The sequence below is a fragment of the Sulfuricaulis sp. genome (assembly GCF_024653915.1).
Classification (GTDB): Bacteria; Pseudomonadota; Gammaproteobacteria; order Acidiferrobacterales; family Sulfurifustaceae; genus Sulfuricaulis.
Genome location: NZ_JANLGY010000022.1, coordinates 181,582 through 195,374, shown reverse-complemented (window position 1 = coordinate 195,374; position 13,793 = coordinate 181,582). Strand labels below are relative to the sequence as shown.

General features: G+C 57.7%; 12 protein-coding genes. 5 read left to right on the top strand and 7 right to left on the bottom strand.

The annotated features are described in order from the left end of the window. Nucleotides 1–27: 27 nt before the first annotated feature. Genes NUV55_RS11750 through NUV55_RS11735 form a run of 4 tightly spaced genes read right to left on the bottom strand, consistent with a single transcriptional unit; the run spans nt 28 to nt 2,969 of the window. Nucleotides 28–969, bottom strand: a complete 942-nt coding sequence (locus NUV55_RS11750) for an acetoin utilization protein AcuC (protein ID WP_296673214.1) — start codon at nt 967–969, stop codon at nt 28–30. A 48-nt stretch (nt 970–1,017) separates the two neighbouring features. Beyond that, a complete protein-coding gene (locus tag NUV55_RS11745; protein ID WP_296673213.1) occupies nt 1,018–1,854 on the bottom strand; it encodes a hypothetical protein in 837 nt (278 codons plus the stop codon). Nucleotides 1,855–1,912: 58 nt separating this feature from the next. Beyond that, nucleotides 1,913–2,287, bottom strand: a complete 375-nt coding sequence (locus NUV55_RS11740) for a DUF2782 domain-containing protein (protein ID WP_296673211.1) — start codon at nt 2,285–2,287, stop codon at nt 1,913–1,915. A gap of 13 nt (nt 2,288–2,300) precedes the next feature. Continuing rightward, on the bottom strand, nt 2,301–2,969 hold the full coding sequence (locus NUV55_RS11735; protein ID WP_367280413.1) for a TIGR00730 family Rossman fold protein: 669 nt from the start codon (nt 2,967–2,969) through the stop codon (nt 2,301–2,303). Nucleotides 2,970–3,114: 145 nt separating this feature from the next. Between NUV55_RS11735 and polA the strand changes: the two genes are divergently transcribed. From polA to NUV55_RS11720, 3 genes are all read left to right on the top strand, one after another. Beyond that, nucleotides 3,115–5,868 carry a DNA polymerase I gene (gene polA, locus NUV55_RS11730; RefSeq protein ID WP_296673207.1) on the top strand — a complete coding sequence of 918 codons (2,754 nt, stop codon included), beginning with the start codon at nt 3,115–3,117 and terminating at the stop codon, nt 5,866–5,868. A 506-nt stretch (nt 5,869–6,374) separates the two neighbouring features. Next, entirely contained in the window at nt 6,375–6,989 is a 615-nt protein-coding gene (locus NUV55_RS11725) for a c-type cytochrome (RefSeq protein ID WP_296673205.1), read from the top strand. Nucleotides 6,990–7,278: 289 nt separating this feature from the next. Then, nucleotides 7,279–7,515, top strand: coding sequence for a hypothetical protein (locus NUV55_RS11720; RefSeq protein ID WP_296673203.1), 237 nt, complete (start codon nt 7,279–7,281; stop codon nt 7,513–7,515). 96 nt (nt 7,516–7,611) lie between these two features. Here the strand turns inward: NUV55_RS11720 and hemL are convergent, their stop codons facing one another. Next, the gene (gene hemL / locus NUV55_RS11715; protein WP_296673202.1) at nt 7,612–8,892 is read right to left on the bottom strand and encodes a glutamate-1-semialdehyde 2,1-aminomutase; all 1,281 of its coding nucleotides are present in this window, start codon (nt 8,890–8,892) and stop codon (nt 7,612–7,614) included. A gap of 24 nt (nt 8,893–8,916) precedes the next feature. Next, complete coding sequence (thiE, locus tag NUV55_RS11710) at nt 8,917–9,549, bottom strand: thiamine phosphate synthase (protein WP_296673200.1); 633 nt, start codon at nt 9,547–9,549, stop codon at nt 8,917–8,919. A gap of 650 nt (nt 9,550–10,199) precedes the next feature. On the opposite strand from thiE, the gene NUV55_RS11705 reads away from it, so the two are divergent. Together NUV55_RS11705 and NUV55_RS11700 are read left to right on the top strand one after the other, a co-directional pair. After that, the gene (locus NUV55_RS11705; RefSeq protein ID WP_296673199.1) at nt 10,200–10,679 is read left to right on the top strand and encodes a type II toxin-antitoxin system VapC family toxin; all 480 of its coding nucleotides are present in this window, start codon (nt 10,200–10,202) and stop codon (nt 10,677–10,679) included. Between the two features lie 355 nt (nt 10,680–11,034). Next, the gene (locus tag NUV55_RS11700; RefSeq protein WP_296673197.1) at nt 11,035–12,015 is read left to right on the top strand and encodes a hypothetical protein; all 981 of its coding nucleotides are present in this window, start codon (nt 11,035–11,037) and stop codon (nt 12,013–12,015) included. Between the two features lie 712 nt (nt 12,016–12,727). On the opposite strand, the gene NUV55_RS11695 is transcribed toward NUV55_RS11700, so the two are convergent. Further along, a complete protein-coding gene (locus NUV55_RS11695; protein ID WP_296673196.1) occupies nt 12,728–13,765 on the bottom strand; it encodes a DUF4325 domain-containing protein in 1,038 nt (345 codons plus the stop codon). Between the last annotated feature and the right edge of the window lie 28 nt (nt 13,766–13,793).

The window sequence follows — 13,793 nt, the reverse complement described above, 5'->3', positions numbered from 1 at the left end:
ATTTCGCCGTCTAAGAAGCGGCCGTGATCACGTCGTCAGCATGGCTTCCACGACGCCGGTCCACGCCGCCGCGAGATTGGCGCGGTCATAACCACCACCGCCCGTGGCAATAATCCGTCCCTGACAGAATTCATCGGCGAGTGCGCACAGGCGTGTCGTGGCATGTACATGCGCGGCAGGCGTGAACTGCATGTGCGTGATCGGATCGCCGGCGATGCTGTCGGCCCCGGCCTGCAAAATAATGAATTCCGGTTTGCCCGCGCGCACGAATTCCTCGACCTGCGGCCATACGCGATGAAACGCGGCATCGTCCGCGCCGGGTTCCATCGGGATATTGAGCTTGGTGCCCTGGGCTTTGCCCGTGCCGGTTTCGGTGGCCGCGCCGGTGCCGGGATAAAGATAGCGCCCGTCTTCGTGGATGTCGGCGAAGATCAAATCAGGATCATCCTCGAAGGCATAGAACACGCCGTCGCCATGATGTGCGTCGATGTCCACATAGGCCACGCGCTGTATCCCGTAGCGCTTGCGCATTGCCTCTATCAGCACGCCGATGTCATTGAACACGCAGAAGCCGGCGGCGGAGTCACGGCGCGCGTGATGCAAGCCGGCGATGGGCACGAACACGCGCCGATACTCTCCTGCGAGAATTTTTTTCAATCCGTCCAGCACCGAACCCACCACCACCGAAGCCGCCTCGAACACGCCGGGAAAGGCGGGCGTGTCACCGTGGTCAAGATAACCTTCGCCGGTTTGCGATTGGTGTTTAACGCGTGCGATGTAATCGGCGGTGTGGAACAAGGCGAGATCTTTTTCCGTGCAGGCCACCGGCGCACCAATGTCCGATCGGCGGTCGAGGCCCCGCTTTGTCATTTCCTGCCAGAAGGCATGCAGACGATCGGGACCGAAGGGATGCCCGTGCCCGAAGCCGTAGCTCGCCAGCGCTTCACCGTGGTAGGTCAGCACATGCATGGCTCGAATTATAAACTTGCCGCGGCCATCGGCCGCGGGCGAGCGTGATTACTTTCGAATATTGGAAGGGCTGGGGGGGTAAAGCGTGAGATAGCTGCAATAAACGGCGGCAACGAAAACCGGGAGCGCGAGAAAACCCATGCTGACCAGCAGCAGATAACCCAGCCAGTGGGACTTGGCATAGGCCACGAGAATGACGAGATAGACCAGGAAAAATGGCACGGCCAGCGCCAACAGCGCCACGGCTTTTTCGCGGCAGACGGAAAAACTTTCAGAGATGGCTGCCAGCGGCTGTTTGTTTCCCAGCACCGTGAGCGGAACACTGAATAGCAGCCCCATCGCCAGCAACAGCGACAAGACCGCGACCAGCCCCATGCCCAGCAAGGTGGTGACCTGCGCCATGCCCATCTGGCTAGCCGCCAGTCCCGACAACATCGAACCGCCCACGAGCAGATAACCGATGATTTTCACCAGCATGGCCAGTCCGAGGGTGACGATACCGAGCAACACGGCGCCAAACATCTTTTCCTCCTGGGCGAAGATGCGCATCAGTTCCTGCGCCGGGTGGGCGATCCAGATTTGGAACAGAGCCAAGGCAGGCTGAGAAGAGACCGGCATGACAGCGGGTTCCGCGAGCTGCTCCTGCGCGCGGCCCCACACCACGCTGGCGAGCAACATGGGGGTGATGAGTATCAGCAGCAGATCGCCCATGAACGGAATCAGCTTCAGCAGAAACCCGAAGATGAAGTAGACGGCGGTCATGCCGTACCACAGCGATTTTTGTTCCAGCACCATGCGCCAGCCGCAGGCGATCCAGGTTGTTCCCTGGCCCAGGCCGGTGTTTCCATTCTCGTTTTCGATATTCGAAGAGGAGTGCTTGCTCATGCCAGCGTCTTCTCGAAGGGCATGCCGGGTACATCCTTGTCCCGAAAGCGTATAAACATCAAAAGCGTTTGATCACCCAGGTTGGGATGGCGATGCGCGTTTCAAAATCGCTGCGGCGGAATTGTCCGCTGCCTTCCTTGTCAATGAGATAGTAGGGCTTCCCCTTTTTCGGAACCACCTTGATCATGTACAACCGCCCATTGAGCCGGTATTCCTCGTGGATTTCCGTGCCCTTGGTGGTGATGGTGACTTCCGGTTCCGGTTGGCCGACATCCGGGAGTTCGGGCGCCGCCGGCGGATTGTAATTCTCTGGCGGAGGCGGTGGCGCGGGAACGGTGGTCGGCGCCTTGTTTTTGACCCCGTTCGACGCCGGTTCGGCCGCCATCGCCGGTGCGATCAGGAAAGAAAGAATAAGCAAAGATGTAATGCGCATGTTCGTCCGTGTATCAAAGATTCAGCTTGATTTCTGTTTCCGCTTCCGACGCCTCGAAACCGCATGCCTCATAATACCGGAAGATCACGTCCAGCACCTCGTCGGCGTTGTTCACCACGCTCAGAAGATTCAAGTCGTTCTTGTCGATGACGCCCTCGTGGACGAGCGTCTCCCGGAACCAGTCGAGCAGGCCGGACCAGAACGGCGCGTGCACCAGAATGACGGGCATATGCGTGCTCTTGCCGGTCTGGATCAGCGTGAGCGCCTCGACCAGTTCGTCGAGCGTGCCGAAACCGCCGGGCATGACGACATAGGCCTTGGCGTATTTCACGAACATCACCTTGCGCGCGAAGAAGTGCTGAAAGGTGAGCGAGATGTTCTGGTACGGGTTGCCATGCTGCTCCATCGGCAGGCGGATGTTCAGGCCGACGCTCGGGGATTTGCCGGCGTAGGCGCCGCGGTTGGCGGCCTCCATCAGGCCTGGGCCGCCGCCGCTCACTACCGAAAATCCGGCGTCGGATAGTTTGCGCGCGATCTCCTCGGTCAGGGCATAATAGGGATGCCCCGGCGCTGTGCGTGCGGAACCGAAGATGCTGACCGAGGGCTGGATCTGGGTCAGTCGCTCAAAGCCCTCAACGAACTCGGCCATGATCTGGAAAATTTTCCAGGATTCCCGCGACATCGTGCCCGAGGGCGCGACCTCTACGCGGAAATGGGAGTCGGGTCCGTTGGGTTTGGGATACGGTGGTACTTTATCGTGGGGATTTCCGTCATTCATATATGATTTTTAGCATAAACATGAGGCGCGCGAGCGATTCTTTCGCTGCATGAGTCCCAAGGCCGGAACCAAGAAAAAACCTGCCCGCAAGGCATCGGCGGGCGGTAAAAAAGCCGGGCCACTCGTCCTCGTGGACGGGTCATCCTATCTTTACCGCGCTTTCCACGCCATGCCCGCACTGGCCAATTCGCGCGGCGAACCGACCGGCGCGGTGTACGGCGTGACCAACATGCTGCGCCGCCTGCTCGCGGACTACGACACTGAATACATGGCAGTGGTGTTTGACGCCCGGGGCAAGACCTTTCGCGACGACATTTATCCCGAGTACAAGGCCAACCGGCCGCCGATGCCGGACGATCTCTCGAATCAGATCGAGCCGATTCACGCCATCGTGCGCGCGCTTGGCCTGCCGCTGATCCAATTCGAGGGCGTGGAGGCCGACGACGTAATCGGGACGCTGGCGCGCGCCGCCGCCGCCGAGGGCCGCGACGCCGTGATTTCCACCGGCGACAAGGACATGGCGCAGCTCGTGGACGGGCATGTGCAGCTGGTGGACACCATGAAGAACGCCGTGATCGACCGCGAGGCGGTGGTGGCGAAATTCGGCGTGACCCCGGAACAGATAGTGGATTTTCTCACGCTCGTCGGTGACACCTCCGATAACATTCCCGGCGTGCCCAGTGTCGGCCCCAAGACGGCGGCCAAGTGGCTGCAGGAATATGGTTCGCTCGAACAAATAGTGGCGCACGCGAACGAGATTGACGGACGGGTGGGCGAAAGCCTGCGCGGGGCCATCGGGCATCTGCCGATGTCACACCAGCTGGCCACCATCAAGTGCGACGTGGATTTAAAACTCCAGCCCGGCGACCTCAAGCGCACGCCACCGGATACCGCGCGTTTGCGTGAGTTGTTCGCGCACCTCGAGTTCAAGTCGTGGCTGGCCGAGCTGGGCGGCGCCAATGCCCCCACGGCCGCGCCCACACCGGCGACCGTAAACGCAAACTATCAGATGATCACCGACATGAAGGTGCTGGAAGTGTGGCTGACGCGGCTTGAGAAAGCGAAGCTGTTTGCCTTCGATACCGAGACCACCAGCCTCGACGCACTCCAGGCCGAGATCGTGGGTGTTTCGTTTACCGACCGTGCCGGGGACGGCGCCTACGTGCCGCTGGCGCATCATTATCCCGGGGCGCCGGAGCAGTTGTCGCGCGAAGCCGTGCTCGAAAAGCTGAAACCGCTGCTGGAAGACGAAGGCCGTCTCAAGGTCGGGCAGAATTTAAAATACGATATGAGCGTGCTGGCCAATTACGACATCCAACTGGCCGGCATGCGCTACGACACCATGCTCGAATCCTATGTGCTGGATTCGACCGCCTCGCGCCACGACATGGATTCACTCGCGCTCAAGTACCTTGGTTACAAGACCGTCAAATACGAAGAGGTCGCGGGCAAAGGCAAGCACCAAATCAATTTCAGCGAGGTGCCGCTGGATACGGCCACGGCCTATGCCGCCGAGGATGCCGACATCACGCTGCGCCTGCACGAACATCTGTGGCCGCGTCTGAGTGAAACGCCGACGCTGGTAAAGCTCTTCGACGAAATTGAAATGCCGCTGGTGCCGGTGTTGGCGCGCATGGAACGGCACGGCGTGTTGATCGACGTCGCCATGCTGCGCTCGCAGGGCAACGAGCTCGGCAAGCGCGTGCTGGAGATCGAAGGCGAGGCGCACAAGCTCGCGGGCCAGCCGTTCAACATCGGTTCGCCCAAGCAGATCCAGGAAATTCTTTACGACAAGCACAAGCTGCCAGTGCTCAAGAAGACGCCCACCGGTCAGCCCTCCACGGCGGAAGAGGTGTTGCAGGAACTGGCGCTCGACTATCCGTTGCCGCAACTCATCCTTGATTTCCGCAGCTTCTCCAAGCTCAAGTCCACCTACACCGACAAGCTGCCGGAAATGATCGACCCGAAGACCGGGCGCGTACACACCTCGTATCATCAAGCGGTGGCGGCGACCGGGCGCCTGTCCTCGACCGATCCGAACCTGCAAAACATCCCGGTGCGCACCGCCGAAGGTCGGCGCATCCGCCAGGCGTTCATCGCCGCGCCCGGGTACAAGATCATGTCCGCGGACTACTCGCAGATCGAGCTGCGTATCATGGCGCATCTTTCCGGAGACAAGGGGCTGATCCAGGCCTTTGCCGAGAATCGCGATGTGCACCGCGCGACCGCCGCGGAAGTGTTCGGCGTGGCGCCCGACGGCGTGAGCGATGACATGCGTCGCGCCGCCAAAGCCATCAACTTTGGTCTCATCTACGGCATGTCAGCCTTCGGGTTGGCGAAGCAACTACACATCGAGCGCGTGGCGGCGCAAGAATACGTCGAGCGCTATTTCACGCGTTACCCCGGCGTGCGCGATTTCATGGAACGCACGCGCGTGACCGCGCGGCGTCAGGGCTATGTCGAGACGCTGTTCGGCCGACGGCTGCACACATCCGAAATCAATGCCGCCAACATGAACCGGCGACAGGCCGCCGAGCGCGCCGCGATCAATGCCCCCATGCAGGGTACGGCGGCGGATCTCATCAAGCGCGCGATGATCGTGGTGGATCGCTGGATCCCGTTATCCGGCCTCGACATCCGCATGATCATGCAGGTGCACGACGAGCTGGTATTCGAAGTGGCCGAGGATGCGGTGGATACCGCGCGCGAACATGTGCGCCAGGCCATGAGCGGTGTAGCGAAGTTGGCCGTGCCGCTGGTGGTGGATATTGGTGTGGGTGGCAACTGGGACGAGGCACATTAGCGCGCCGCCATTCGCGATTCGCGATCGGAGGCGGACAAACACCCACGAAGTATGCGTGATGCGGCGCGCCAAGTTTTACTATCCGGAACGAAAAGGCTTGAACTAATCCCGGAGCGGTGCGTCATAATGGCGGACGAATTGGATTCGTTTTGCCCCGCTCCACCTCCCTGAGCGGGGCACGTTCCGGATGCACATCATCCGGGACATGTTCGGCCCCGGACACTCTCCCCTTGTCTCCGGGGCTTTTTTTTATAAAAACGTAGCAAAAGAACTCCAACCACGGGGTGCACGGGGATATCAACAAGGTCAATCGGACCTGATCCATTCGTTTCCCCCCGTGTCCCCCGTGGCTCAATACTTTCTTTAAGTTTTTTCGTTTCTAAATTGACCTTGTAAATTGACCGGGAAGCGGACTGTGGTATATAAAGCCGGCCTGTGATTTCCGCCCTCGCCGCCGCGCGATCCGAAAATCAACCCGGTTTCTGTCGTTTTCTCATGGGGGTTTTATGAAGAATCTGTTTTCTGTCGCCACTGCAATGAGCTTGTGGCTGGTTATGATCGCGTCGGCGCAAGCCGCGGGCGGCAATGTCGCGGCCGGCCAGGCCAAGGCAGCGGTGTGCGCAGGTTGTCACGGGGCGGATGGCAACGGCGGCGCGGACCCCCTGTGGCCCAAGCTGGCGGGCCAGGATGCGGAATATATCGCCAAGCAGCTCGGCGATTTCAAATCCGGCGCGCGCAAGGACCCCATCATGGCCGGCATGGCCGCGGCCCTCAGCAAGACCGACATGAAAAATATTGGGGCATACTATGAGAGCCTCAAGGCCAAGCCGGGCGCTGCGCGTGACGCGCAACTCGCCAAGCTGGGCGAGAAAACCTACCGTGGCGGCAATGCCAAGATGGGTGTGTCTGCGTGCATGAGTTGTCACGGCCCCACGGGCCACGGCATCCCGCCGCGTTTCCCCAAGGTTTCCGGGCAGAACGCCGCCTATACCAACAGACAACTCCTTGCCTTCAAGACCGGTAGCCGGACCAACGACGGTGACATCATGACTCGCATCGCTTTCCGCATGTCGGAGCAGGAAATCAAGGCGGTCTCGGAATACATGGCCGGTCTGCACTGATTAAGTAAATCTTCAAGTAAAACTCCCCCTTCATCCCGCTGTCATACCGGCACGGCAGACTGTTTTATGCCGTGCGGCGGCAGGTGCCGGCCATTGTCCGGCCTTTGCCAGCCCCAACGCCCAAACACGTCATCCGCTTGGGCGATAAATAGCATCCAATTTCAACAAGTTAGCTGGGCAACCAGCATGGCATGAGTATTGCTCTTTCCAGTAGTGAGAAGCACGGAATCACGAGAGGCGTAACGCGAGATTCCAGACGGCCCAAAACAGGGCAACTAAGGAGCAAACCATGTTGAGCCACATCGTAAACCTGGTAAATGATTACGCAGACGTCCACGGTGCTCGACCGAACGTCGTGTACATGAACGAAACCCACTACGGGTACCTGCGCGAAGAACTGCCGGGTGTGCGCGATCATGACAACCTGGTTGCCATCCTTGGAGTGGACATCGCCCTCAGCGACGAGGCCATCCGCCCGCAAGTTGCCACGGTCAGATTCGCTTCCGAGAATATACTGGTCAGCTAAGCAACCGCACAGGATGTGCTGGTTGCTTAGCTAAAGGGACAAAAGAACTGTTGTGCGGGGTGCACACGCGGGCCGGACCACCGGCCCGTTTTGTTTTTAAAGCGTCCTGAAAACCTTTTCCGCTTTATCCAGCGTGTCATTGATATCCGATTCCGTATGTGCCGCCGAGACGAAACCGGCCTCGAAGGCGGACGGCGCCAGATACACGCCCTCGCGCAGCATCCCGTGAAAAAACTTTTTGAATCGATCGACATCGCAGGCCATGACTTGTGCGAAGCTCGATACCACGGTTTCCTTCGTAAAGAAAATCCCGAACATTCCCCCGACGCATTGAGTGGCCAGCGGCACGCCGGCATGCCCGGCACGCTCAGCGAGGCCACGCGTCAGCATGGCAGTTTTTGCTGTCAGTGCCTCGAAGAATCCCATCTTTGAAATCTCTTTGAGCGTGGCCAGCCCGGCCGCGAGCGACACCGGATTGCCCGACAGCGTCCCGGCCTGATACACCGGACCTTCCGGGGCGAGGCGGCTCATGATGTCGGCGCGTCCGCCAAAGGCCCCCACCGGCAGGCCGCCGCCGATAATCTTGCCGAGCGTGGTGAGGTCGGGCTGGATGCCAAAGTGCGCCTGCGCCCCGCCGAGCGCCACGCGAAAGCCGGTCATGACCTCATCGAAGATCAGTACCGCATCGTGATTTGAACATTCCTCTCGCAGCGTTTCGAGGAAGCCTTTCACAGGGGGCACGCAATTCATGTTGCCGGCCACCGGTTCGACAATCACACAGGCGATATCTTTCCCTGTCTTGCCGAACAGCTCGCGCACCTGCGCGGCATTGTTGTATTCGAGCGTGAGCGTGTGTTTGGCGAGGTCCGCCGGCACGCCGGGCGAAGTCGGTACGCCAAGGGTCAGCGCGCCGGAGCCGGCCTTTACCAGCAGTGAATCGGCATGGCCGTGATAGCAGCCCTCGAACTTGACGATCTTGTCGCGCCCGGTAAAGCCGCGCGCCAGGCGAATGGCGCTCATGGTGGCCTCGGTGCCGGAGCTGACCATGCGGACTTTCTTGATCGAGGGCACGAGCCGGCAGATAAATTCGGCCATTTCGACCTCGATGCGCGTCGGCGCACCGAAGCCCAAGCCGTGTTCCATCGCTTCCTTTACCGCCGCCATGACTTTGGGGTGGGCATGGCCCAGGATCATGGGTCCCCAGGAGCCGACGTAGTCGATGTAACGCTTGCCGTCCTCGTCGAGCACATACGCACCCTGACCCCGCGCGAAGAAAATCGGATCGCCGCCCACACTCTTGAATGCGCGCACTGGCGAGTTGACACCGCCGGGGATGACTTTCTGCGCGCGTTTGAAAAGATCGGAGGAGGTGGTCATGGTTTCGTAAATAAATAGACAGGATTAATTGTTAAACAACCGCGCATAACGCTCAGCCGCGGCCCGGATATCCGGCTGGCCGAACACGCCCTCGATAACGGCCAGCGCATCGGCCCCGGCCGCGATCAGTGCGGCGCCATTTTCCGGGGTAATGCCGCCAATGGCAACGACGGGAATACGCAGTTTCTTTTTCGCTTCGCGCAAAAGATCGAGGCTGGCCTGTACGGCCTGCGGCTTGGTGCGTGAGGGGAAAAAACGGCCGAAGGCAATGTAATCTGCGCCTTGTGCCTGTGCCGTCTCCGCGCGCGCGAGTTCGTTGTAGCAGGACACGCCGATAATTGTCCGTGGCCCAAGTCGTTCGCGCGCTTTGGCAAGCGCGGCATCCTCCCGCCCCAAGTGCACGCCGTCGGCCTGTGTCTTTAACGCTAAATCGAGATCGTCATTAATAATGAACAGCGCTCCATGTTGCCGGCAGAGCTTGGCGATCTCTTTTGCCTGCCCGAGACGTGAATCGGCAACATGCTGCTTATCTCGATATTGAATGACACGCGCCCCGCCCGCAATAGCCTTGCCCACGGCCGGCAACAGGCGCGCGTCGTCGAGGTACTGAGTGTCGGCTATGGCGTAGAGTCCGGCGATACGTGATTTATTGACCATTTTTTGACCACTCAAATTATGCGGCGTAGTATGCCAGCTTATATGGGGGCACTGAAACTGAGATCGAATTTAAGTTGGTCGGCGCGCAATGCTTGGAAAAATAAGGGTAGCGTCCCACTGCTGTCCCACTTAATTACTGCGCTTCCTCCTTGAATAGCCTGATTCGTAGAGGCCAGGACGCATAAGGTCCAACACCAACATGAATTCGAGAAAGCGTTGGTTGGGTCAAGGGGCGAAACCGACGAACCCAATAAACCCGGTATATTCCGCCCATATCCGTTCAGTTTTGATCCGCCGGTCTGTGATTAAAAAGTTAAGTGGGACAGCAGTGGTAGCGTCCCCTTTTTCTTTTTCTTCGAACACTACATTCGAGAGAGACAGCCCCAACAGCGGGCTGGCCCTCAATTTGAACGTTGAGACTGTAGGAAAACCCTAAATTGGCACCTGTTTGCTCAAACAATAGGCAGTGACAAAAGTACTGGATCAAAATGGAAACTCACTTAGAACCGCGTCAGAGCCTTCACCGATGGCATTTTTCGCTATCGTTGAGCTTTACGGGCACAACAACACTTTTGTTGCGCTGTGCGGATTCTGGTAAGACAAGGTCCGAAAACAGAGTTTTCCTACAGTCTCGTTAGGGCAACAAACCAATGCAGTACATCCGCACTCAGTACCTTGACGCCTCGGCGCTCGTGAAACTGGCCATCGAAGAGGATCACAGCCAGAAGCTCCGGGCTTACTGCGGCAGGGCGGTCCTTTCGACAACCTCGCTCTGCTTTATGGAGGCGCTTGGGGTCTTGAAGGGAAAGTGGACACACGGACGCCTGTCCCAGGAGCAATATCTGGCGGCTTGCGAAGAACTCGTCGCCCGCGCACGCACAAGTACGCTCGAAGTGGAGGACATAGGCATTTTTGAGAGGGACGTCTACGATCAAGCCGAGGCGCTGGCTACGAAACATTGCCTTGACATATCCGACGCATTCCAACTGCTGACCCTGAAGCACGGGATGTATGCGCCACTGGAGGGTGAGTCTCGTCCCACACTCGTAACTGCCGACAAGAGACTCGCAAAGGCTGCTATCTCCGAGGGATTGCAAGCGTGGGACTGTGTTCATGAGCCGCTGCCCTAACCACCGCATTAACGCCGCCGTCGCAGGCGGGTTATGCGGAACGTTGAGACTGTAGGAAAACCCCTTGACGAGCACAAATTTGCTCAATCATGAGGCAGAGGCTAATTCCTTGACCGAAATGGAGATGCAGACAGAAATGCGCCAGAGCCTGCGTGATGGGTATTTGCACACATCGTTGAAATCTGTCGACACGACGGCAGTTTCATCGCACTGTGTCGCTTCTGGTGGGTTGGGGTCCGAAAAGGGACTTTTTCTACAGTCTCGTTAGGCCGCAAGGTGCAGAGGCTGCGGATAATTCGGCTGGTGTGATCAAAGTGTTGAATTTTCGGCGCACATTTCCATTCTGGAGGCCGCAATGACTGGTGGTTATTTTCTTGGATTTCGCTGGCTTTTGTGCATCTCTCTTCTGGGTTGCTCAATACACGTCTACGCAGATGAAGCATGGCAACCTCCTGTCGTCACAGCTGACCAAAAAAGGGCAAATGAAGAAATTAGGCGAAATCAAGTTCGCATTGGAAACTCATCAATTTGGATATGGCAATCTGAATACGATAAGTTAATGAATGAAGGGGTGTTGCCACGCGGCGTCCCAGGCGTTTCGTTACGAGGCCCAATTTCAAAAAACGATGTGCCTATTTTTCGGAAACTTTTGGCGCCCTATTTGGACAAAAACTATTTCAAGAAGAATCCAACGCCACAGTGGTATAAACCCAATCCCTACGATGAGGGATACTGGGTCTCGCTCGATAGTGAAGGCGGGGACGTGTACGCAGCTATGACTATTGGGCGTATGTTTCGCAAAGCACGCGTACATGCTCAGGTAGGTTGGTCTGGTAAATGTATGGACTCTTGTGTCTTTTTATTGGCGGGAGCAGTAAAGCGGTCGACTTTCTCCGGGGGTCCTGTGGGTATTCATCGACCGTATTCGATAGATACGGATGCTGTTTCATTTGAAGAATTGCAGACCAGGACAACGAAATTGGGAGCAGATGTCTCCGCATATCTTCGTGAAATGAATATTCCAAGTTCTCTTTATGAAAGCATGAAGCTGATACCTCCAGAGAATATTAAGATTCTTAGCTATTCTGAGCTAAAGGCATTCGGGCTATATGATAGGGATCCCGTATTCGCGGAATTGAATGACAATATGGAAGCCAACTTGGCTCGTGTATCAAAAAGTGAGTTCTTATTGAGAAAGGCATTATCTGACCAGTGTAGGCGTGAAGGCTTTAAGCGACTGGGACCTAGTGAAGACTGGGCCGGTATGCTTGAATTCGCCAAAATGTCAAGAGAGTGCGACGAAAAGACGATCTATAAGGATGTCATCGGCAAGTAGTGTCAAAGGCCGAAGAGGTAAAGCACGGAGCCAGTTCTAACAATCAAACATTACCAGCCTAACCCTGCATTCGGGGATCGACTACCACACACCCGCAGAATATGAGAGATTGGTGGCGCAATGAACCGTCCACTTTGGTGGGGGAAGATCATGCGGTGTGACGACGGAGCGTTTCCTGTTACGATTTTAGCCCGCGCCGCTCAAGGGCGGCGGTAGGTCTGCAATCCAGTACAGTGCATATCTCCTTAACCACCCGAAGAAAGGACATATCCATGAAGCTAGTCGCAAGTTTCGCCCTCGTAGCGATCATCTTGACTATCTCGCCTTTCGTTACCTCCAGCGATGTACACGCCAATGCGGGCTCCTACTGCGATGGTCACCGCGACGGGCATAGAGCAGGGTCAGAAACGTTCGGAATGGGATACCCAGGCTATCCTGGATGTCCGGGAGATCCAGGTAGTCCGGGCGGCAGTGCATCGGTTTATCAGCGAGGGTTCGCTGCGGGCATGCGAGATATAACGAGAGAACTCTGCAGGGGAAATTCAACCCATCCAAATTGCAGATAAAAGAAATACAAGGGGACGCTACCCTTTTTTACTGAAACCTCACTGGCCGGTGTCGCTCACACCGGGCGTCAGTCATCCCCGCCGTCTTCGGGTTCATCCATTTCCCACGCCCAGTACAGCCGGTTCGCCGCGCGGTTAAGGCGGCGTTATGGTTTAGCGTTGACGCGCGCGCGGCTGACCATGCGCTTCACCGCTGAGTTGGCATTCAGTTCAAGCAGCGCCACATTCGGGTACTGCGCGGCGAATACCCTGAAAATTTCGTCGGCAAATGCCTGCCCGATGGACGCCACGCCGTTGAAATCAAGAATCACCGTCTCGAACCGCTCAACCCGGGCCAGCAGCCTTTTGGCCTGCGAGCGGGATACCAGGTTTTCGTCACCGTATTGCGCCAGCTTTACCGGCACAACCGTTTTCGTGAATCCGTAATCCTCTCCCGAAGTAAATTTGTCGAAAACCTTTTTCGTGGTTCGCGCCGTGTGATTGTTGAGTTTCATCCACACCGCCGTGCCGGAAGAGAAGCGGTCTCGCTCCAGTATCCAGTCCTCTCTCTTGTCGAACTGGTGCGAGAAATGGATGCCTCCCGACAGGATTTCGAAGTCGTCGAACATGCGCGATGCAAAAAAGATTCCCTCGCCCGTGTGGCGGGCGGGATCGGTGGTCAGTTTGCCCTTCGCCAATTCCAGTACCGCGTGGCGCTCGTCAATCAGTCCCAGGGCCGCTTGAATCTTCTTGAAAATGCCGACGCCGTTGTCATGGATCGCGATCTGCGTGGTGGACGCGGTCTTGCGGAAATCAACGGCGATCAGGGTGCCTTCCGAGTGATCAATGGCATTGTTGAAGATTTCCGTGAAACCGTAGTGCCATATCTCCAGAACGTTCTGGGGCACTTGGCCCAGCGAGGGCGCGACGTCCTCTCTCCAGACCCGATCCTCCGCCAGTGTTTTCGTGAGGGGAAAAGTCTTGTGCCAATGGGCCAGCGGCGCCAGCCGGTAGGTGCGATTTCTGGTTTTGCCGAGTTGCTTGAGCGCGTGCTCGCCGACCAGCTTCTGGAGGTGTTTGCTTAGCGCCTGCCGGGTGATGCCGAACTTGTCCGCCGCCATCCGGGCGATGTCCGCCGGATGTTTTTCCACGTTGGCGAGGATGAATTTTCTTACCGCCTCACCCCGCATCCGCACTTTGGTCATAAAAATAGCGCCGCATCAATTGACAACC